Here is a 19,951-nt window from a genome sequence, read left to right as displayed (position 1 = left end):
CACGGCCCGCTCCGGTCAGCCGCGCAGCGCGAGTGCCTCGCTCGTCCACCGGGCGTGCAGGTCCCACGGGTCCTCCACGCCGGCGGCGACGGCATCGACGTGCGCGAGCAGCTCCGGTGTCGCCCGGAACCACTCGGTGCCGGGGTACCGCGTGGCGGCGAACTGCGTGTGCCGGCGGCGTTCGAGCGACCGGTCGCCCCGCTCGAACGCCAGCAGGTCCTGGTGCGGGATCGCTGCCAGCCGCTGGCGCGGGTTCGTCGTCGTGCCGATCTTCACCCGGTCGCCGAAGTCGTCGCGCATCCGCAGGTAGTACACGACGTCGACCCGCGGGGGAGCGAGGTCGCCGTCGGGCACGTCGCCCCACCGCCACTCGCACCGCGTGCAGACGAAGCCGGACGGGAACCGCACGCCGATGCGCGACCCGCAGACCGCGCAGGGCCCCGGGAGCGCGTCCTCGACGCCGACGTGCTCGGCCGCGAACTCGGTCACCAGCGTGACGTGCGTGGCGCACAGGGGCACGCCCGCGAGCGCGTCCGCAGCGGTGCCTGCGCAACCCGGCACGCAGCACGACGAGGTGACCATGTCCGGAACGCTAGCCGGACCCACCGACGTCCCCCGCGCCTCCCGGAACCGTGCGTACCTGCCGGAACCGGGCGTACCTGGTCCGTTGGAACGACCAGGTACGCCCGTTTCCGCTTCCCATCGCATCCGCTCTGGGAAGAACCAGGCGTACCTGCCGAAACCAGGCGTACCTGCGGGAACCGGTGCGTACCTGCCGGAAACGGGCGTACCTGGTCGGTTGGAACGACCAGGTACGCCCGTTTCCGCTTCCCATCGCATCCGCTCTGGGAAAGACCGCGCGCACGCGCCTGGCCGTCAGTCGGTGAAGATCACGCCGACCGGCTCGCGCTTCTCCTCCTGGAACTGGTCCTCGCCGCGCCCGAGCGCCCAGTATGCGGACAGCGACATCTCGCGCTTCTCGAGCCCCCAGTCGTCCTGCAGCAGCCGACGGATCGCCTTCATCGCGGTCCGCTCGCCGTGCGCGAAGACCTGGACCGGCCGGGAGGCGCGGGGCAGCGCCCGGGCCGCGTCCAGCAGGAGCGTGCCCGGCTGGGCGCCGGTGGCGTCGCGGTGCAGCCACCGCAGGTCGACCCCGGCCGGGTGCGCGATCTGCTGCTCGTCGGCCGGGCCGGCGACCTCGACCAGGGCGACGCCCGTGGCCGTGTCGGCCATGGACTCCAGCGCGGCGCCGACGGCCGGAAGGGCGCTGTCGTCGCCGAGCAGGACGTGCGTCACGTCCGGGTCGTCCACGGGCGCGTAGCCACCGCCGGGACCGGACAGGGCGAGCTTGTCGCCGGGCTGCGCCGCTGCGGCCCAGGGCCCGGCGAGTCCTTCGTCGCCGTGCACGACGAAGTCGACCGCGATCGTCCTCGCGGTGTGGTCGACGGCCCGCACCGTGTAGGTACGGCGGGCCGGCCGGTCCTGCTTCGGCAGGGTGTCGCGGAGCGCCTCGAGGTCGTACGGCGGCTCGAGGCCGAGCGACGGCTTGGCGAGCAGGAGCTTGACGTACTTGTCGGTGGCGGCCAGCTTGTCCGGATCGGCCGTGCCCACGAAGTCGTCGAAGGCCGGTCCGCCGAGGTGGACGCGCACCATGTGCGGCGTCAGCCGCTCGGTGCGGTCGACCACGAAGACGTGCTGGGGGCGTTTGGGCTTGGAGCTCATCGGTACGAGCGTCCTCTCTCCTGCTTGACGTTTGTCGAACTAAGGTTAGCCTTACCTCATGGACACGACCGTCATCCCGTTCTCCGAGCTGCTGCGCAAGCGCACCCGGCGCTCGCACGGATCCTCGGCCGGGAACGGCTTCATGCACGACCTGCTCGGCGGGAGGTGCGACGTCGCCGACTACGCGGCGTTGCTCGGACAGTACTCGTTCGTCTACGACGCCCTCGAGCGTGCCGCCGACCGGATGGCGGACCACCCCGTGGCGGCGCCGTTCGTCACCTCGCAGCTCACGCGGATGCCGGCGATCCGCGCCGACCTCGAGTACCTGATCGGACCGGACTGGTCCGAGCTGGTGTGCCCGCTCCCCGCCACGACGGCGTACGTGCGGCGGCTCAACGAGGTCGCGGCGGAATGGCCCGGCGGCTTCGTCGCCCACCACTACACGCGCTACCTCGGTGACCTGTCCGGTGGGCAGATGATCGGGCGGATGCTGTCCGACCAGTTCGGCTTCGACACGAACGGGGTCCTGTTCTACATCTTCGACCAGGTCGCGGACCCCAGTGCGTTCAAGGACACCTACCGTGCGCAGCTCGACGCGGCACCGTGGTCGGCGGACGAGCAGGAACGGGTCATCGCCGAGGTCGAACTGGCGTACTCGCTCAACAGCGGTCTGCTCGAGGGCCTCGACGCCCGTCGGCGGCCGGTGACGGACGGTGCCGGCGACGCGGCGGTGACCGCGTGACCGAGCCGTTCGACGACGAGGCGCGCCGCGCGATCCTCCGACACATGAACGCCGACCACGCCGGCGACAACCTGGCGATCGTCCGCGCGAACGGTGCCGCGACCGCCGTGGCGGCGACGATGACCGAGATCGACGCCGTCGCCGGGGTCTGGCTCGCCCGCCTCGACGACGGCGGCGAGGAACAGGTCATCGTGCCGTGGACGTCGCCGCTGACCGACCGCCGTTCGGCTCGGGTGCAGATCGTCGAGGTCCACTCTGCCGCGCAGGCCCAGCTCGCCGAACCGAGCTGAGCCGAGCCGAGCCGAGCCGCGCCGACCACAGACCCGCCGGGATCGCGGACCGCGTCGCAACTGCAGGGGTGCTCCCGCCTCGCGTCGCGATCCCGGCGTCCTCCGTGCGTGCCCGCGCGCGGCACGAACGGCCGGCTGGTCCGTCCGGACGGTCGACGTCACGGGCGGCCGTTGGCCGATACGCTGCTCGGAGCCGGGACGGTGTTCCCGGACGACCCCGAAAGGACCCCATGACGGCGATCGACGGATCGGCGCGCCATGAGCGCGCTCGGGACGACGTCAGCGGCGCGGTCGACAGTGACCTGCGCGCCGACGTGCGCTACCTCGGCAACCTGCTCGGCCGGGTGCTGCGCGAGAACGGCGGCGACGAGCTGCTGCGTGACGTGGAGTCGCTGCGCGCAGCCGTGATCGACGCCTACGAGGGCGACCACGCCGAGGGCGCCGCCCGCGCGCAGACCCTCGTGTCCGCGATGTCGGCCGAGCGCGCCGAAGCGGTCGCACAGGCCTTCACGACGTATTTCCACCTCACGAACCTGGCGGAGGAGCACCACCGCGTGCGGGTGCTCCGACAGCGCGGTGACGACGGCGGGCTGGCCGGCGACTCGTTCCCGGCGACCTACGCGGAACTCGTGGCCGAGGTCGGCGAGGCCGAGGCGGCCGAGCGACTCCGGACGCTGCGGTTCCACCCGGTGCTGACCGCGCACCCGACCGAGGCCCGCCGTCGTGCGGTCACCACGGGCGTGCGGCGCATCACGGACCTCATCGACGAGCGCGACCGCGCGAAGAACGCCACGGCACGTGCCGAGAACGAGCGACGGCTGCTCGAGGAGATCACGACCCTCCTCCGCACCTCGCCGCTCCGCACCACCCGCCCGACCCCGCTCGACGAGGTCCGAACCGCGATGAGCGTGTTCGACCAGACCCTGTTCGAGATCGTCCCGCAGGTCTACCGCCTGCTCGACGACCGGCTGCAGGGCGACGACGCCGGTCGCGCACCGGTGACCGCCCCCGCGTTCGTGCGGTTCGGCACCTGGATCGGCGGCGACCGCGACGGCAACCCGCACGTGACCGCCGATATCACGCGCCAGGCCGCCGAGATCGCGGCCGAGCACATCCTGATCGGCCTCACCCGTGCCACGACCCGCATCGGCAGCGCCCTGACGCTCGACGCGAGCGACACCCCGGCCGACGCCGGGCTCACCGCGCTCGTCGCGGCGCAGGAGTCCCTCGACCCGACCATCGCGGAGCGCATCGGCGTCCGTGCCCCGAACGAGACCCACCGTCGTGCCCTGCTGTTCGTCGCGGCGCGCATCGACGCCACCCGCCAGGGCGCCACGCCGCTCGGGTACAGCGGGCCCGACGAGCTGCTCACCGACCTCCGGACGATCCAGGCGTCGCTCGTCGCCGCCGGCGCGATCCGACCGGCGAACGGCGAGCTGCAGAACCTCATCTGGCAGGTCGAGACCTTCGGGTTCCACCTGGCGGAGCTCGAGGTCCGCCAGCACTCCCAGGTGCACCGCACGGCCCTCGCCGAGATCCGTGCCGGCGGCGCCCTGAGCGAGACCACCGAAGAGGTCCTCGCCGTCTTCCGGACCATCGCCGACCTGCAGGAGCGGTACGGCGTCCGTGCCGCCAGCCGGTACATCGTGTCCTTCACCCAGTCGGCGGCGGACCTCGCCAACGTGCACGAGCTCGCCGTCGCCGCACTCGGGTCGCCCGAGGCCGCGCCGGTGCTCGACGTGATCCCGCTGTTCGAGACCTTCGCCGACCTGCACGCCAGCGTCGACATCCTCGACGAGGCCGTCCGCACCGAGACGTTCCAGCGTCGCCTGGCTGCGACCGGCCGTCGACTCGAGGTCATGCTCGGCTACTCGGACTCGTCGAAGGACGTCGGCCCCGTCTCCGCGAACCTGGCGCTCTACGACGCCCAGGCCCGCATCGCCGACTGGGCGCGGGACAACGAGGTCGAGCTGACCCTGTTCCACGGCCGCGGTGGTTCGCTCGGCCGCGGCGGCGGACCGGCCAACGAAGCCGTCCTCGCGCAGCCGCCGGGATCGATCGACGGTCGCCTGAAGCTCACCGAACAGGGCGAGGTCATCTTCGCCCAGTACGGGGACCAGGACATCGCGGCCCGCCACCTCGAGCAGATGGCCTCGGCCACCCTGTTCGCGTCGTCGCCGTCGAACGAGGCACGCACGGCCACGGCGGCGACCCGGTTCGCCGACCTCGCGCAGCAGCTGGACGACGTGTCCCGCGCGGCGTTCTACGAGCTGGTCAAGGCGGACGGCTTCGCCCCGTGGTTCGCGCGGGTCACCCCGATGGAGGAGATCGGTCTGCTCCCGCTCGGCTCTCGCCCGGCCCGCCGCGGGCTGTCGGTCGAGTCGCTCGAGGACCTCCGCGCGATCCCGTGGGTGTTCTCCTGGACCCAGGCGCGGATCAACCTGGCCGGCTGGTACGGGCTCGGCTCCGCGCTCGAGGCCGTCGGTGACGTCGACGTCCTGCGCGCCGCGTCCGCCGAGTGGCCGCTGTTCGGCGCGATGATCAAGAACGTCGAGATGTCGCTCGCCAAGACCGACGAGCACATCGCCCGTCGGTACCTCGAGCTCGCCGACCGCGACGACCTCGCCGCGAAGGTGCTCGACGAGATGGCACGCACCCGCGACTGGGTGCTCCGGATCTCGGGTGGCAGCGACGTGCTCGAGGACCGTCCGGTCCTCGCCCGGGCCGTCCGCCTGCGCAGCCCGTACGTCGACGCCCTGTCGCACCTGCAGCTCCGCGCGCTCCGGTCCATCCGGACGACGGGCAGCACCGACCCGACCGACGCCGACCACCGCCTGCTGCTGCTCACCGTGAACGGGATCGCCGCCGGCCTGCAGAACACCGGCTGATCCGCGGCCGGCGGGGTGCGTCGAATCGATTCGGCTGCGCGTAGCGTGTCGACCGTGACGACGGAGCGCATGCGGAAGCCGACGACGACCACCCTGCCGCCGGTCGTGCCACTGGCCCTGATCGTCGGGGTGTCACCGTTCGCCACGGACATGTACATCCCGGCGTTGCCGCAGATCGCGCGCGACCTCGGGACGACACCCGGTGTCGTCCAGCTGTCGCTCACGGCGTTCCTGGTCGCCTTCGCCGTCGGGCAGCTGCTCGTCGGGCCGGTCAGCGACGGGGTCGGCCGGCGGCCGATGCTCGTCGTCGGCACGGCGGTGTTCGCGCTCGCCTCGGTGGGGTGCGCCCTCGCGCCGGACGTCGGCACGCTCGTCGTCGCCCGCATCGCGCAGGGGCTCGGCGGCGCCGCCGGTGCGGTCGCCGGCCGGGCGATGGTGTCGGACGTGGCGAGCGGGACCCGGATGGCGAAGGTCTTCGGCACGCTCGCGGCGATCAACGCGATCGGCCCCGTCGTGGCACCGCTCGCCGGGGGAGCCGTGCTGACGGTCGGCACGTGGCGGGTCATGTTCGTCGTGCTCGCGGTGCTCGGCGCGCTGTTCTTCGCGATGGTGCTGCTCTGGTTCCGCGAGACCCTGCCACCCGAGCGACGCGGCGGTGTGGGCTTCGCGGCGAACGGGCGACGCATCCGCGAACTGCTCGCCATCCCGCGGTTCCGCGCCTACGTGCTGAGCGGGGTGCTCTCGACGGTGGGCTTCTTCGCCTACATCGCGACGAGCTCGTTCGTGTTCCAGACCCAGTTCGGGTTCTCCGAGGGCATGTACACGCTGGTCTTCGCCACGAACGCCTCGATGATGATCGTCACGACGCTGGTGTTCGGTCGCGTCGTCGGGCGGTTCTCCGAGGACTCCCTGCTCACCGCCGGACTGCTCGTCGGCACCACGGGCGCGGCCGCCGTCCTCGTCGCCGCGCTGCTCGACCTCGGCCCGGTGCCGGTCTGGTGCGCGCTCGCGGTCGTCACGGGCGCGTGGGGCTTCGTGCTGCCCGCGGCGATGACCCGCACGCAGCACGTCGGCGCGGCGCACCCGGGCACCGCAGCGGCCCTGCAGGGTGGTCTCACCTTCGGGATCGGCGGCCTCGGCACACCGCTCGCCGGCGCCCTCGGCGGGACCGCGCTGGCGATGGGCGGCGTCATGGCGGCGCTCATGGCGGCGGCCGTCGTGGTGCAGATCACCGCGACGCGGCGGGACCGCACCGGGACCTGACACGACGGAGCCGGTAGGTTGCTGGTTGCAAGGCGCACCGACCTGAGGAGGCCACCCGGCATGGACATCGTCGTACACGAAGCGCAGCCCGACACCGCGGTACTGGAGTGCAGTGGACGCCTCAACATGGTGTCCGCCCCGGCGTTCCGCGAGACGGTCGCGCAGGTCGTCGGCAACGGACGTGCCCGCGTCGTGGTCGAGCTCTCGGGTGTCGAGTTCATGGACTCGTCCGGACTCGGCGCACTGGTCGGCAGCCTGAAGACCGCGCGGCAGGCGGGTGGCGACCTCCGCATCGCCGCGCCGTCCGAGCAGGTGCAGATGGTCCTGCAGCTCTCCAACATCGACAAGATCCTCCGCACGTACCCCGACGGGGACGCTGCGGTCACCGACTGGTGATGACCGCCTCCGCCGCCGAGCACACGCTCGCCCTGTCCTGCCCGCCGGACGACGTGTCCGCCGTGCACGAGTTCCTGGCCGGTGTGTGGCAGGACGAGCCGTCGGTGTCCGTCGAGGACCGGATGGCCCTCGAACTCGCGATCGTCGAACTGACGTCGAACGTGATCGAGCACGGGACGCGCCCGGACGGCGTGACCTGCCGCCTGCGCCTGGAGATCGGAGCGGACCGGTTCTCCGCACTGCTGTCCGACGACGGCGTCGCCGCGACCGTGGACACCGAGGCGGCCCAGCTGCCGGACGGACTCGCCGAGAGCGGCCGCGGACTCGCCCTGGTCCGGATGGTCGTCGACGACCTGCGGTACGAGCGGATCGCCGACGAGAACCGCTGGACCGTCCTGCGCTCCCGGCACTGACCCCGCCCCACCGCCGTTCGTCCGTCTCGCGCACTCCACGGGCCACAATCCGCAAGGTGTCCCGGCGGATTCCCGGGCGACCTGGCCGCCGTGTCACGATTCGCGCGATGACAGCCGAACCGGATCCCAGGATCAGCTTCGAGACGTCGGGGGTCGATCTCGACGCTGCCGTGCACATGTACGAGGACGCCTACGCCAGTGTGGGCTTCACCGCGACCCGCACGGAGCGGCCGTTCGCGTACCGTTTCCGCGTCGTGGGTGACGACGTGATGTCCTTCCGCTCGACCCGGTTCGACGCCCGGATGCAGGGCGAGCTGGACGTCCGCGACGAGTACGTGGTCATGTGGACCACCGACGGGGGCGGACGCGTCGACGTCGGCCGGCAGGAGGTCGCGTTCACGCCCGCCACCCCGATGATGTTCCCGACCGGGCGGCCGTTCGCCTTCGACCTGCAGGACGTCCGGCAGAGCCTGGTGCAGTTCGACCGGACCGCTCTGGAGCGCGTCGCCGCCGAGGTCCACGGTGCCCAGCCGGGCCCGCTCGTCTTCGACCACACGGCGGCACCCCGGACGGCGGAACTGCGGGGCTGGAACGCGCAGGTCCAGCGTGCCGCGGCGATCGTGCTCGGTCGGGCGTCGGTCAGTCCGCTCGCCCTGGCCGAGGTCGCCCAGGACACCGCCCGGTCACTGCTCCGCACGTTCCCGCACAAGCTGTTGGCTCCTGACGTGCCCCTGCCGCAGGGTGCCACGGGCCGGGTGCGCGAGGCGGTCGAGTACATGCACGCCTTCGCGCACACGCCGATCTCGACCACCGACGTCGCCGAGCACGTGGGGTTGAGCGTCCGCGGTCTGCAGCAGGCGTTCCAACGCCAGGTCGGTACCGCTCCGAACGCGATGCTGCGCGGGATCCGCCTCGACCGCGTGCGCGAAGAACTCCGCCGCGCGTCGGTGGGCGACCTCACCGTGGCCAGCGTGGCCATGCGGTGGGGCTTCGCGCACCTCGGCCGGTTCTCGGCGGCGTACGCAGCGCGGTTCTCCGAGTACCCGCGCGACACACTGCAGCGCTAGCGCCGGCCGGGTTCGCTACGCTTCCCGGGTGAGCAGACCTCGACCGTGGGTGATCGTCCCCGGGATCTGGAACTCCGACGCGGAGCACTGGCAGTCCGTCTGGCAACGCGAGCGCGGCGACGACGCGGTCCGCATCGCGCCGGCGTCCTGGGGGGAGCCGGACCCGGGGGACTGGCGGGACGCGATCTCCCGCGCCGTCGCGTCGTGCGCGGAGCCGCCGGTGCTCGTGGCGCACAGTCTGGGCGTGCTCGCGGTCGCCGACTGGCTCGCCGCCGACCGAGCGGACCGCGCTGGCCCGGGCGAGACCGCCGTCGCCGGTGCCTTCCTCGTGGCACCACCGGACCCCTCGGCACCGGGCTTCCCTGCGGATGCCTCCGGGTTCACGGCGCCCCGCCCCGTCCCGCTCGGCACCGCGGCGGGCCGCGTTCCGATCCGCATGGTCGTGAGCGACGACGACCCGTACTGCACCGTCGACCGTGCGGTCGCCTTCGCGGACACGATGGGCGCCGCGGTCCTCCGTGTCGGCACCCTCGGCCACGTCAACGTCGCCAGCGGCGTCGGCGGGTGGCCCGCTGGTCGGGAGCTCCTCCGCGCCTTCGAGCAGACCCTCTGACGCGCGCCCCGGCGTGACGGACGACACGCCGTTCACGTTCCGGGCGATATGGCAGGGATTGCTGCGACACACCGCGGATGTCCGCAGTTCCGACGCACGCGATATTTATCCTTCGGACATGGAAACCCAGTCCGGTGCACGCACCCCCCTCGTCGACCCGTTCGGTCGCGAGGTCGAGGAGTGGCTCCGTGACGCCCCGGCGACGCGCACGCCGTACGTGGCGGACCTCGTGGTCCCGCCCGTCACCGGCCCCGTGCAGCGCCCCGGCGTCGCGGGCGAGGCCACCGCCGTCGAGCTGCCGGAAGCCGGCAGCGAGACGGCCGCACCCGGCACCGCGACGCCCGTCGTCGACCAGTCGCCGGCAGCCCCCGCGTTCCGCCGCGACCGCGCTCGGCACGCCGCCGTCTGCGCACCGTCGTTCCCCGAACCCCCGGAGCGCCTGGCCCTGCGCATCGAGGACCTCGCGATCGAGGTCTCCTCGTCCACCGGCCGCAGCACCATCGAGCGCATCGTCCTGCTCGAGACCGAGGTCCGGCGTCGTGACGAGGACCTCGCGCGCCTCGCCGCCTGGGAGGCCACGGTCTCCGACGCCGACGACCCGGAGCTCACCGCCGCTCGCGCCTTCGCCCGGACGGTCTTCGCCGACCTCCTCGAGGACGCCGCCGCCGAGTCGGACCGTCAGGACCGCGCGGCCGCCCGCCGTGCCGCGACCGCCCCGGTCGCCGTCGTGACCGGGCCCGCCCCCGCTCCGGCGGCGGTCGTCCGCCCCGCACCTGCGGCAGTCGCCGCGCCCGCAGCCGACGTCGTCACGGCGACCCCGGCCGTGGCGCTGGTCACCCCGGAACGCGACGCGCCCGTGCGACCGGTGCTGGGCCTCCCGGCCGTGTCGCCGGTGTCCGCGAACACTCGACCGACCCCGCTCGTCCAGCCCGCCACCGGACCCACGGTCATCGACCGTGCCGCGTTCGCGGCGGCCCTCACCGCCCACCAGGGGACGACCGCGAGCACGCCCGTCGTCCTGCCGGACGCGGTCGCCGTGCCCGTCGAGACGGCGGCTCCCACGCACGTCGACACCGACACCGACGAGCCGGCCCGGCCCGGCTGGTGGTCGCGGCTCGTCGCCGGCCTGCTGCGTGCGCTCGGTCGCCGCTGACCGGGAGGCCCGGATCACCCCGCGCGGACCGGCTGCCGGTTCCGACGCGGTCGCCTCGGTAGACTGACCGGATGCCGACGCTCCGCGAACTCCAGGCCGTGATCGAAGACCTGTGGCCCGCCGCAGGAGCCGAGTCGTGGGACGCCGTCGGACTGGTCGCCGGAGACCCTGACGCCACCGTCGAGCACGTGCACCTGGCCGTCGACGCCGTCCCCGCCACCGCACGCGAAACGGTCGAGCTCGGCGCCGGACTCCTCCTCACGCACCACCCGCTGCTGCTGCGCGGCGTCACGACGATCGCCGAGTCGACGTACAAGGGCAGCGTCCTCGCGACCCTCATGCGCGGTGGCAGCGCCCTGGTCGCCGCCCACACCAACGCGGACGTCGTCACCACCGGCACCTCGGCGGTGCTCGCCGACCGCATCGGGCTGACCGACCAGCGCCCCCTCGACCCCGGGTCCGGCCCCGGCTCCGACCCCGCGACGGGCATCGGCCGTGTGGGCGTCCTCGCCGAGGGCACCACGCTCGGCGCCCTGGCGCGGAAGCTCGTCGACCTGCTGCCGCCCACCGCGACCGGCGTGCGGGTCTCCGGCGACTTCGACCAGCCCGTGCGCAGCGTGGCGCTCTGCGCCGGCGCGGGGGACTCGCTGCTCGGGCACCCCGCCGTCCTCGCGGCCGACGTGTACATCACGAGCGACCTCCGCCACCACCCGGCGTCCGAGTTCCGCGAACAGGCCCTGCTCGGCGGCGGCCCCGCCCTCATCGACACCTCGCACTGGGCCACCGAGTGGCTCTGGCTCGACGTCGCGGCCGCGCAACTGCGCGACGCCGCCGGCGTCCGGGTCACCGTGAGCGACCTCCGCACCGACCCGTGGGACTTCGCGGTCCTGCCGGCGGCCGAACCCACCACCCCCACTGAAGGAGTCTGACCATGAAGGCAGCACCCGAGGACCAGGTCATCCTCCTCGACGTCCAACGACTCGACAACGACGTCACCCGCATCGCGCACCGGATCACGTCGCTGCAGAAGGGCGACCAGCTCACCGAACTCGGCACCAAGGCGGCCGGGCTGCGCAGCGAACTCGTCGCCGCGACCGGCCTGGTCGAGGACGCCGAACGCGAACTCGCCCGTCTCGAGTCCGACACCGCCACCGCGCAGGCCCGCGTCGAACGCGACACCACGATGCTGCAGAACGTGTCGAGCTCGAAGGACGCGGCCGGGCTCCAGAACGAGCTCGAGTCGCTCCAGCGCCGCATCGGTGGCCTCGAGACCGCCGAGCTCGAGGTCATGGAGAACCTCGACGGGCTCCGCGCCCGGGTCGGCGACGTCGAGGCCCAGCTCGCCGACGTCGAGGCAGCGCGCTCCGGCCTGGTTGCCGAGCGCGATGCCGAGATCGCACGGCTGTCCTCCGACCGCGCATCCGCCGAGCAGGCCCGCGCCGACGTCGCCGCGAAGGTGCCGGCCGAGCTGCTCGCGCTCTACGACCGGCAGCGCGCCCGCTACGGATTCGGTGCGTCGTTGCTGCAGGGCGGGGTGTCGACGGCGTCGGGCGTCGCGCTGAACAACTCGGACCTGCAGGACATCCGTCGGGCCGCTCCGGACGACGTGGTGCTCTGCCCGGACAGTGACGCGATCCTGGTGCGCACGGCCGAGTCGGGGCTGTAGGCGCTCGCACACTGTCGACGGGAGGCGCGGTGCCGGGCTGGCACCGCGCCTCCCGTCTGTGGTGCGGGGTCTGGCGTGTGGTGCGAGGTTCCGTACTCGGTGAGAGGCGCCCGGCGCCGCACGGAGTACGGAACCCCGCACGGAATCGTCCGCTCCTCGCACGGTGCGAGGGAGCGGACGACGAGCAGTGGGGCGAATGGGCCGGCCGTACGCCGGGTTCTGTCCCGCCGCTTGCACGGCGGTGACGGCCATCTCTCTCGGACCGACGTTGCCGTCGGCCTCCAGCGGTCTACCCGAGGACTCGGCGAGCAGCCTCAGCGTCCTCTGTCTGACCTTGCTCCGGGCGAGGTTTACCGAGCGGATCCGGTCACCCGGACCCCTGGTGGTCTCTTACACCACCGTTTCACCCTTACCGACGTTGCCGCCGGCGGTCTGCTTTCTGTGGCACTGTCTCGCGGATTGCTCCGGGTGGGTGTTACCCACCGCCCTGCTCTGTGGAGCCCGGACGTTCCTCGGCACTCCCGGGGGAGTGACGCGACCGTCTCACCGACCCATTCGCAGTCCGAGTCTACCGGCCCCGCGCCCGAGCCCCGGCCCCGAGGTTCCGTAATCTCGGCATGTCGGCGCGCACGAGGGGCCTCCGTGGAACCTCGGCGCACCGCAGACGGCGAGTCGTGGAACCTCGGTGCGACCAGCCGGGCGCGTCGAACCGCGCCGAACAACTCCCACACCGCACGGTGCGGGCCGGTGTGCGGTCTGGGCGGATCGCCGGGTCAGGCGCTGCGCGCGGCCAGGGTCGCAGCGCCGATGATGCCGGCGTTGTTGCGCAGGGTCGCGGGGATGATCTCCGCCTGCAGGTCGAGCAGCGGCAGGAACTCCTCGTACTGCTTCGACACGCCGCCGCCGACGACGAACAGCTCGGGGGAGAGCAGCGCCTCGAGCGTCGAGTAGTACGTCTGCAGGCGCTTCGCCCAGTGCTTCCACGACAGGTCGTCGCGCTCCTTGGCGGCGAACGAGGCCCGCGACTCGGCGTCGTGCCCGTCGATCTCCAGGTGCCCGAGCTCCGAGTTGACGATGAGCACGCCGTCGTTGATGAGCGCGCTGCCGATCCCGGTGCCGAGGGTGGTCACGATGACCAGGCCGTCCTTGCCCTTCGCCGCACCGAACTGCTGCTCGGCGAACCCGGCGGCGTCGGCGTCGTTCACGAAGTGGATGGCGCGGCCGAGCTCCTTCTCGAACAGCGCCTCGGCCTCGAAGCCGATCCACTTCTTCGAGACGTTCGCGGCGGACATGGTCTTGCCGTCCCGCACGATCGCGGGGAAGCACACGCCCACGGGGACGTCGGCCGCGGGGGCGAGCTCCTCGAGGATCGAGGCGACGACGGCGGTGATGTCGTGGGGCTTCCCGCCTTCGGGGGTGGCCTTCTTGATGCGGTCCGTGGTGAGTTCACCGGACGCGACGTCGACGATCGCGCCCTTGATGCCCGTACCACCGATGTCGACGCCGACTGCGAGGGAGGTCATGAGGTTGTCGTGCCTTTCGGTTGCCTGCCGGAGTGCCCGGTCAGGAAGAGGGTCCCGTCAGGGTGACGGATCCGGTCAGGAGACGGTGAGCAGCTCCGCGCCGCGTTCGGTGACGACGAGGGTGTGCTCGAACTGCGCGGTCCACGACTTGTCGCGCGTCGAGACCGTCCAGTCATCGGACCAGATGTCGGCCTCGATCCCGCCGAGCGTGAGCATGGGCTCGATGGTGAACACCATGCCCGGTTCGATCACCGTGTCGTACTGCGGCGCGTCGTAGTGCGGGATGATCAGCCCGGAGTGGAAGGCCCGACCGACGCCGTGGCCGGTGTAGTCCCGGACGACGCCGTAGCCGAAGCGCTTCGCGTAGGCCTCGATGGCGCGGCCGATGACGTTCACCTGCCGGCCGGGGGCGACGGCCTTGATGCCGCGCTCGAGGGCGAGTCGCGTGCGGGTCACGAGGTCCTCGACCTCCTGCGACGCCTGCCCGACGACGAAGGTGCGGTTCGTGTCCCCGTGCATCCCGTCCTTGTAGGCGGTGATGTCGATGTTGACGAGGTCGCCCTCCTGCAGGACGGTGTCGTCCGGGATGCCGTGGCAGATGACCTCGTTGAGGCTCGAGCACAGCGACTTCGGGTACCCGCGGTACCCGAGCGTCGAGGGGTAGGCGCCGTGCGCCACGACGAACTCGTGGCCGATGCGGTCGAGTTCGTCCGTGGTCACGCCCGGACGGATCGCGGCGCCGACGGCGTCGATGGCCTGCGAGGCGATGCGGCCGGCGGTGCGGATGCGCTCGACCTCGTCCGGCGAGTACGTGTCGCCCAGGCCGTGCTCGTGCGGTTCGACCTTGCCGACGTACTCCGGACGCTCGATGTCCTTCGGGACTGCCCGGTGCGGGGAGATGCGGCCAGCGGTCAGGTGTCCGTGTTCGTCCCGGGGCATGCCGACCACTCTAGCCGCGGCGCGACGCGCCGAGCGCAACCGCGCCACGGTGCGGCCCGACGGGGTGGGCACCGCCCCACGGTGCGGCCCGACCGGGTGGGCGTGACTGCCTGGAGGCCCGGTGCCGGTCCGGCGGACCAGCACCGGGCCTCCAGGCCGTCACCTGGGTACGGTGGGCGACATGAGCGACGAGCGCATCGAGTCCCAGTGGTGGTTCAACGACAAGACCGGTCAGGTCGAGCAGGGGCCGCAGTCCCCGCAGCGCGACCGCATCGGCCCGTTCGACACGCGTGAGGAAGCACAGCACGCCCTCGACCGGATCGCCGCGAACAACGAGAAGTGGGACGCCGAGGACCAGTGAGCCGTTCACGTGCGGCGGCGGCGCGTCGCACGGCCCCGCGCACACCGCCGGACCACTAGCCTGGGACGAGGCCCGCCCGCGGCCACCCGATACACGGAAAGGTCGTGCATGGACAAGCAGACGGACTTCGTGCTCCGCACCATCGAGGAGCGCGGCATCAAGTTCATCCGACTCTGGTTCACGGACGTCATCGGGACCCTCAAGTCGGTGGCGATCGCCCCGGCCGAGGTCGAGGGCGCGTTCGCCGAGGGCATCGGGTTCGACGGCTCCGCGATCGAGGGCCTGTCCCGTTCGTACGAGGCCGACGTGCTCGCGCACCCGGACCCCTCGACGTTCCAGATCCTGCCGTGGCGCGGTGAGATCGACCCGACCGCGCGGATGTTCTGCGACATCACGACGCCGGACGGGCAGCCCGCCGTCGCCGACCCGCGCAACGTGCTGAAGCGCACGCTGGCCCGGGCGAGCGAGCGCGGCTTCACGTTCTACACGCACCCCGAGATCGAGTTCTACCTGCTCAAGAGCCGCGAGTGGAAGGACGGCGGCCCGCAGCCCGTCGACCAGGCCGGCTACTTCGACAACGTCCCCGGCGGCAGCGCGCACGACTTCCGGCGCCGCTCCGTCCGGATGCTCGAGGACCTCGGCATCTCGGTGGAGTTCAGCCACCACGAGGCCGGTCCGGGTCAGAACGAGATCGACCTCCGGTACGCCGACGCGCTGACGATGGCGGACAACATCATGACCTTCCGCACGGTGGTGAAGGAGGTCGCCATCGAGCAGGGCGTCTACGCGACGTTCATGCCGAAGCCGATCTCCGGTCAGCCGGGTTCGGGCATGCACACGCACGTATCGCTGTTCGAGGGCGATCAGAACGCGTTCTACGAGGCCGGCGGCGAGTACCAGCTGTCCCGGACCGCCAAGCACTTCATCGCCGGTGTGCTCAAGCACGCACCGGAGATCACCGCGGTCACGAACCAGTTCGTCAACTCGTACAAGCGCCTCTGGGGTGGTGACGAGGCCCCGTCCTTCGTGACCTGGGGGCACAACAACCGTTCCGCGCTCGTGCGCGTGCCGCTGTACAAGCCGAACAAGGGCCAGTCCTCGCGCATCGAGTACCGCGGCATCGACTCGGCGGCGAACCCGTACCTGGCGTACTCGCTGCTGCTCGCGGCCGGCCTCAAGGGCATCGAGGAAGAGTACGAACTGCCGGCCGAGGCCGAGCACGACGTCTGGAGCCTGACGGACGCCGAGCGCCGTGCCCTCGGGTACAGCCAGCTGCCGTCGAGCCTCGACCACGCCCTCAGCCTGATGGAGGACTCCGAGCTGGTCGCGGAGACGCTCGGCGAGCACGTGTTCAACTTCGTGCTCCTCAACAAGCGGCAGGAGTGGAAGCGGTACCGCGACCAGGTCACGCCGTTCGAGCTCGACACCAACCTCGGCGCCCTCTGAGCGAGCGCACCACATGACCGGTCGGACGACGTCGTCGCGCTCCGAGTTGGCCCGCCTGGGGTTCGCCGAGCTGTCGGAGAGCCTCGAGCGGATCGCCGACCTGGAGGCGCGGTTCGGCTCCGTCGTCCCGCTGCCGGTCAGCGGCACCCCTGCGCTCTGGGGCATCACCGCGGATCCCGACGGTGCGCTGCGGTTGCTGGAACGGCTGCTGGAACGTGCTCCTGACGAGCTGCGCCCCGTCCTGGCGGACGAGGCAGCGACCGAGCGGCTCATCCGACTGCTCGGCGCCTCGGTCGGCCTCGGGGAGTTCCTGCACCGCCGACCGGCCGAGCTCGCGCTGTTGCTCGAGCCCGTCGTCGCACCCTGGTCGCAGGAGCGGTACACGGCGTCCCTGATCGACGCGATCGACGGCGCCACCGGCGAGGAGGCGCGGATGTGCCTGCGGGTGCGGTACCGCCGGCACCTCGCCCAGATCGCCCTCTACGACGTGCTGCACACGTCGCCGACCGAGGCCTTCCCGGCGGTCGCCGCCGGACTGGCCGACCTGGCCGGGGCAGCGCTCGACGCCGCGGTCGACGTGGCCCGGCGCGAGGTCCCGTTCCCGGCGGCCGACGTCGCCGCTACCCCGCTCGCCGTGATCGCGATGGGCAAGGCCGGCGCCCGTGAGCTGAACTACGTCAGCGACGTCGACGTCATCTTCGTCACCGAGTCCACCGACGAGATCAGCACCGACCGCGCCGTCCTCATCTCGACGCGGATCGCGATCGCCGCGACCCACGCGATCACCGACCTGGCCGCCGAGCCCGGTCTGTGGGAGGTCGACGCGAACCTGCGACCGGAGGGCAAGGACGGTGCCCTCGTCCGCACGCTCGACTCGCACGTCGCCTACTACGAGCGGTGGGCGAAGTCGTGGGAGTTCCAGGCGCTGCTGAAGGCGCGGCCGATCGCCGGGTCGGCCGACCTCGGTGCCCGCTACGCCGACGCCGTCGCCCCGTTCGTCTGGAGCTCGTCGGCGCGCCCCGGGTTCGTCGAGTCGGTCCAGCGCATGCGCGAACGCGTCACCGAGCACATCCCCGACGGCGAGGTCGACCGGCAGCTGAAGCTCGGTCCCGGTGGGCTGCGGGACGTCGAGTTCACCGTGCAGCTCCTGCAGCTCGTGCACGGCCGCGACGACGAGTCGGTCCGGGTCCGGTCCACCCTCGAGGCGATGGACGCCCTGACGGCTGCCGGCTACGTCGGGCGGGCCGAGGCCGCACGGTTCGGCCCGGACTACGCCCTGCTCCGCGTCCTCGAGCACCGCATCCAGCTCCGCCGGTTGCAGCGGACGCACCTGATGCCGACGGACGAGGAAGAGCTGCGCGTCCTCGCCCGGTCGAGCGGCGTGGCCACCTCGGCCTCCGCGCTCGAGACCCGCTGGCGTGCCGTCAAGCTCGAGGTCCGTGGCCTGCACGAGCGGCTGTTCTACCGGCCCCTGCTGTCCGCCGTCGCCGCGACCGAGGACGAGATCGTCCTGACCGACGACCAGGTCGTCGACCGTCTCGGCGCGATCGGGTTCGTCGACCCGCCCGGTGCGTTGCGGCACATCCGGGCACTCACGCAGGGGACGAGCCGACGGGCGGCGATCCAGCGGAACCTGCTGCCGGTGCTCCTGCGGTGGATGGCCGAGGGGCCGGCACCCGACCGGGCCCTGCTGGCGTTCCGACGGCTCAGCGACACGCTGGGGGAGTCGAGCTGGTTCCTCCGGATGCTCCGCGACTCGTCCGGGGCCGCGCACTCGCTCACCACGGTCCTGTCCGAGTCGGCGTTCCTGTCCGGACTCCTCGAACGCTTCCCCGAGGCCGTCGCCTGGCTCGACGAACCCGAAACGCTCCTCCGTGCCCGCCCGATGGAGTCGCTGCTCGCCGAGATGACCGCGACGACCGCGCGGCACGGCAACGACGTCGACGGGGCGGCCGGCCTGCTGCGCTCGGCCCGTCGCCGCGAGACCCTGCGCCTCGGCATGGCCGCGGTGCTCGGGCACCTCGACGTGGACGCCCTCGGCGCGGCACTCAGCGACGTGACCGAGGCGACGCTCGCCGGGGCCCTCGCGCTCGCTCGACGGGACGCCCCGGCGGACTTCGAGTTCGGGATCATCGCGATGGGCCGGTACGGCGGCCGTGAGCTCGGCTTCGGCTCCGACGCCGACGTGCTCTACGTCTACCGTGCCCCGGACCTGCCGTCGGAGGTGGCCTCCCGGACGGCGCAGACCATCGTGCGCGAGCTGAACCGGCTCACCGAGGACACCGTGCACCCGCTCGACCTCGACATCGACCTGCGCCCCGAGGGGAAGAACGGCCCCGTGGCCCGCACCCTCGAGTCCTACGGTGCCTACTACGCCCGGTGGTCGCTGACGTGGGAGGCGCAGGCGCTGCTCCGTGCCCGCGGCGCCGTGGGGGATGCGCAGCTGCTCCGCGACTTCGAGCACCTGGCGGACCGCACGCGCTACCCGGAGCGGATCGACGAGCACGAGGTGCGCGAGGTCCGGCGGATCAAGGCGCGCGTCGAGTCCGAGCGGCTGCCGCGCGGTGCCGACCCGGCCCGCCACCTCAAGCTCGGTCGGGGCTCACTGAGCGACGTCGAGTGGTTCGTCCAGCTCCTGCAGCTCCAGCACGCACTCGAGGTCCCGGCGCTCCGCACCACGTCGACGCTCGAGGCGCTCGACGGTGCGGTGTCCGCGGGGTTCGTCAGCGCCGACGACGGCGAGCGGCTGGGTGCGGCCTGGCGCTTCGCCTCGCGGACGCGCAGCGCCCTGGTGCTCTGGTCGGGGAAGACGACGGACGTGCTGCCCGTCGACCGCGTGCAGCTCGAGGGCGTCGCGCGGCTGATGGAGTACCCGCCCGGCTCGGCGAGCCAGCTGGAAGAGGACTACCTCGGCGTCACCCGGCGTGCACGGCAGGTCTTCGAGCGCGAGTTCTACGGCGCCTGACGCGCCACCGACCCGGCCCCACGCGCCACCGACGCAACCGCGACACGCCCGGGCATGCTCCCCGGAGCCGAAGGTGACGGGACGTCGGAGGTTAATTCCCCGTGTCGCGCACCGTCCCCCGTTCGTTTCGGACTGTACCCCGAGCGGCGTCGGGGGGCCGGTCGTTACCGCGTCGTGACCACCCCGCACCGGGCTGCCGGCCGACCTGCCGGAGGTGCGCGCCGACTCGCCCGGTGACCACGCCCTGAACAGGGGTTTCTCGGGGTGGTGATCCGCGCCTCCCGGCATCACGCGTCGCGTACCAGGGTGACCGATCGGGTGGACCCGGTCCGCAGGAGTGCTGTCAGCACGAGGGGGGACCACCGGTCCCGGCGGAGATGGGGACAAGTGTGTACCCCGTAACGCGTTCGAAACGCCCCCGGACGGGGGTCGCGTTGCGCGGGGGTTCAGGTTTCTGCGTCAATGGCATCACCCGAACCGACCCTGATTCCCCAACGTCGCGGA

Annotated in this window: 18 protein-coding genes and 1 other RNA gene; 14 read left to right on the top strand and 5 right to left on the bottom strand. The window is 72.3% G+C overall.

Annotation, left to right across the window (positions count from 1 at the left end; genetic code table 11):
• Window positions 1–15: 15 nt before the first annotated feature.
• Together EDF63_RS09610 and EDF63_RS09605 are read right to left on the bottom strand one after the other, a co-directional pair.
• The gene (locus EDF63_RS09610; protein WP_123312800.1) at window positions 16–582 is read right to left on the bottom strand and encodes a GIY-YIG nuclease family protein; all 567 of its coding nucleotides are present in this window, start codon (window positions 580–582) and stop codon (window positions 16–18) included.
• A gap of 294 nt (window positions 583–876) precedes the next feature.
• Entirely contained in the window at window positions 877–1,722 is an 846-nt protein-coding gene (locus tag EDF63_RS09605) for a siderophore-interacting protein (RefSeq protein ID WP_123312799.1), read from the bottom strand.
• A 58-nt stretch (window positions 1,723–1,780) separates the two neighbouring features.
• On the opposite strand from EDF63_RS09605, the gene EDF63_RS09600 reads away from it, so the two are divergent.
• The 11 genes from EDF63_RS09600 (at window position 1,781) to EDF63_RS09550 (ending at window position 12,213) form a co-directional block, all read left to right on the top strand.
• The gene (locus EDF63_RS09600) at window positions 1,781–2,464 is read left to right on the top strand and encodes a heme oxygenase (biliverdin-producing) (RefSeq protein WP_123312798.1); all 684 of its coding nucleotides are present in this window, start codon (window positions 1,781–1,783) and stop codon (window positions 2,462–2,464) included.
• A complete protein-coding gene (locus EDF63_RS09595) occupies window positions 2,461–2,754 on the top strand; it encodes a DUF2470 domain-containing protein (RefSeq protein WP_221180544.1) in 294 nt (97 codons plus the stop codon). The genes EDF63_RS09600 and EDF63_RS09595 overlap by 4 nt, the downstream gene beginning before the upstream one ends.
• 230 nt (window positions 2,755–2,984) lie before the next feature.
• Entirely contained in the window at window positions 2,985–5,642 is a 2,658-nt protein-coding gene (locus EDF63_RS09590; protein WP_123312797.1) for a phosphoenolpyruvate carboxylase, read from the top strand.
• A gap of 54 nt (window positions 5,643–5,696) precedes the next feature.
• On the top strand, window positions 5,697–6,905 hold the full coding sequence (locus tag EDF63_RS09585) for a multidrug effflux MFS transporter (RefSeq protein WP_260233041.1): 1,209 nt from the start codon (window positions 5,697–5,699) through the stop codon (window positions 6,903–6,905).
• Between the two features lie 60 nt (window positions 6,906–6,965).
• Window positions 6,966–7,301 carry an STAS domain-containing protein gene (locus EDF63_RS09580; protein WP_123312795.1) on the top strand — a complete coding sequence of 112 codons (336 nt, stop codon included), beginning with the start codon at window positions 6,966–6,968 and terminating at the stop codon, window positions 7,299–7,301.
• On the top strand, window positions 7,301–7,714 hold the full coding sequence (locus EDF63_RS09575) for an ATP-binding protein (protein ID WP_123312794.1): 414 nt from the start codon (window positions 7,301–7,303) through the stop codon (window positions 7,712–7,714). Before EDF63_RS09580 ends, EDF63_RS09575 begins: the two co-directional genes overlap by 1 nt.
• 107 nt (window positions 7,715–7,821) lie before the next feature.
• On the top strand, window positions 7,822–8,781 hold the full coding sequence (locus tag EDF63_RS09570; protein ID WP_123312793.1) for an AraC family transcriptional regulator: 960 nt from the start codon (window positions 7,822–7,824) through the stop codon (window positions 8,779–8,781).
• Between the two features lie 28 nt (window positions 8,782–8,809).
• Window positions 8,810–9,394 (top strand): alpha/beta hydrolase, encoded by a 585-nt coding sequence (locus tag EDF63_RS09565; RefSeq protein ID WP_123312792.1) that lies wholly within the window; start codon window positions 8,810–8,812, stop codon window positions 9,392–9,394.
• A gap of 118 nt (window positions 9,395–9,512) precedes the next feature.
• The gene (locus tag EDF63_RS09560) at window positions 9,513–10,547 is read left to right on the top strand and encodes a hypothetical protein (protein WP_123312791.1); all 1,035 of its coding nucleotides are present in this window, start codon (window positions 9,513–9,515) and stop codon (window positions 10,545–10,547) included.
• A gap of 71 nt (window positions 10,548–10,618) precedes the next feature.
• The gene (locus tag EDF63_RS09555; protein ID WP_123312790.1) at window positions 10,619–11,476 is read left to right on the top strand and encodes a Nif3-like dinuclear metal center hexameric protein; all 858 of its coding nucleotides are present in this window, start codon (window positions 10,619–10,621) and stop codon (window positions 11,474–11,476) included.
• Between the two features lie 2 nt (window positions 11,477–11,478).
• A complete protein-coding gene (locus EDF63_RS09550) occupies window positions 11,479–12,213 on the top strand; it encodes a zinc ribbon domain-containing protein (protein WP_123312789.1) in 735 nt (244 codons plus the stop codon).
• Window positions 12,214–12,406: 193 nt separating this feature from the next.
• Here EDF63_RS09550 and rnpB read toward each other — a convergent pair.
• The 3 genes from rnpB to map all read right to left on the bottom strand — a co-directional run bounded on the left by rnpB (window position 12,407) and on the right by map (window position 14,675).
• An RNA gene (rnpB, locus tag EDF63_RS09545) (RNase P RNA component class A) lies at window positions 12,407–12,767 on the bottom strand.
• 219 nt (window positions 12,768–12,986) lie between these two features.
• The gene (gene ppgK, locus EDF63_RS09540; RefSeq protein WP_123312788.1) at window positions 12,987–13,736 is read right to left on the bottom strand and encodes a polyphosphate--glucose phosphotransferase; all 750 of its coding nucleotides are present in this window, start codon (window positions 13,734–13,736) and stop codon (window positions 12,987–12,989) included.
• Window positions 13,737–13,811: 75 nt separating this feature from the next.
• Window positions 13,812–14,675 carry a type I methionyl aminopeptidase gene (gene map, locus EDF63_RS09535; protein ID WP_123313131.1) on the bottom strand — a complete coding sequence of 288 codons (864 nt, stop codon included), beginning with the start codon at window positions 14,673–14,675 and terminating at the stop codon, window positions 13,812–13,814.
• A gap of 181 nt (window positions 14,676–14,856) precedes the next feature.
• On the opposite strand from map, the gene EDF63_RS09530 reads away from it, so the two are divergent.
• From EDF63_RS09530 to EDF63_RS09520, 3 genes are all read left to right on the top strand, one after another.
• Entirely contained in the window at window positions 14,857–15,036 is a 180-nt protein-coding gene (locus EDF63_RS09530; protein ID WP_123312787.1) for an SPOR domain-containing protein, read from the top strand.
• Window positions 15,037–15,144: 108 nt separating this feature from the next.
• Window positions 15,145–16,482: a type I glutamate--ammonia ligase gene (glnA, locus tag EDF63_RS09525; RefSeq protein ID WP_123312786.1), complete on the top strand. Its 1,338-nt coding sequence runs from the start codon at window positions 15,145–15,147 to the stop codon at window positions 16,480–16,482.
• A 13-nt stretch (window positions 16,483–16,495) separates the two neighbouring features.
• Window positions 16,496–19,447, top strand: a complete 2,952-nt coding sequence (locus EDF63_RS09520) for a bifunctional [glutamine synthetase] adenylyltransferase/[glutamine synthetase]-adenylyl-L-tyrosine phosphorylase (RefSeq protein WP_123312785.1) — start codon at window positions 16,496–16,498, stop codon at window positions 19,445–19,447.
• Window positions 19,448–19,951 lie beyond the last annotated feature (504 nt).

Origin of the sequence: Curtobacterium sp. JUb34, from assembly GCF_003755065.1 — a bacterium.
In the GTDB taxonomy this organism is placed as follows: Bacteria; Actinomycetota; Actinomycetes; order Actinomycetales; family Microbacteriaceae; genus Curtobacterium.
Note: the sequence above shows the minus strand (reverse complement) of the source record. Positions and strands in the feature narration are given on the sequence as shown.

Coding starts and splice junctions, on each gene's coding strand:
- EDF63_RS09610 (WP_123312800.1), bottom strand. CDS start 582: ATGGTCACCTCGTCGTGCTGCGTGCCGGGTTGCGCAGGCACCGCTGCG.
- EDF63_RS09605 (WP_123312799.1), bottom strand. CDS start 1,722: ATGAGCTCCAAGCCCAAACGCCCCCAGCACGTCTTCGTGGTCGACCGC.
- EDF63_RS09600 (WP_123312798.1), top strand. CDS start 1,781: ATGGACACGACCGTCATCCCGTTCTCCGAGCTGCTGCGCAAGCGCACC.
- EDF63_RS09590 (WP_123312797.1), top strand. CDS start 2,985: ATGACGGCGATCGACGGATCGGCGCGCCATGAGCGCGCTCGGGACGAC.
- EDF63_RS09580 (WP_123312795.1), top strand. CDS start 6,966: ATGGACATCGTCGTACACGAAGCGCAGCCCGACACCGCGGTACTGGAG.
- EDF63_RS09575 (WP_123312794.1), top strand. CDS start 7,301: ATGACCGCCTCCGCCGCCGAGCACACGCTCGCCCTGTCCTGCCCGCCG.
- EDF63_RS09570 (WP_123312793.1), top strand. CDS start 7,822: ATGACAGCCGAACCGGATCCCAGGATCAGCTTCGAGACGTCGGGGGTC.
- EDF63_RS09560 (WP_123312791.1), top strand. CDS start 9,513: ATGGAAACCCAGTCCGGTGCACGCACCCCCCTCGTCGACCCGTTCGGT.
- EDF63_RS09555 (WP_123312790.1), top strand. CDS start 10,619: ATGCCGACGCTCCGCGAACTCCAGGCCGTGATCGAAGACCTGTGGCCC.
- EDF63_RS09550 (WP_123312789.1), top strand. CDS start 11,479: ATGAAGGCAGCACCCGAGGACCAGGTCATCCTCCTCGACGTCCAACGA.
- ppgK (WP_123312788.1), bottom strand. CDS start 13,736: ATGACCTCCCTCGCAGTCGGCGTCGACATCGGTGGTACGGGCATCAAG.
- map (WP_123313131.1), bottom strand. CDS start 14,675: ATGCCCCGGGACGAACACGGACACCTGACCGCTGGCCGCATCTCCCCG.
- EDF63_RS09530 (WP_123312787.1), top strand. CDS start 14,857: ATGAGCGACGAGCGCATCGAGTCCCAGTGGTGGTTCAACGACAAGACC.
- glnA (WP_123312786.1), top strand. CDS start 15,145: ATGGACAAGCAGACGGACTTCGTGCTCCGCACCATCGAGGAGCGCGGC.
- EDF63_RS09520 (WP_123312785.1), top strand. CDS start 16,496: ATGACCGGTCGGACGACGTCGTCGCGCTCCGAGTTGGCCCGCCTGGGG.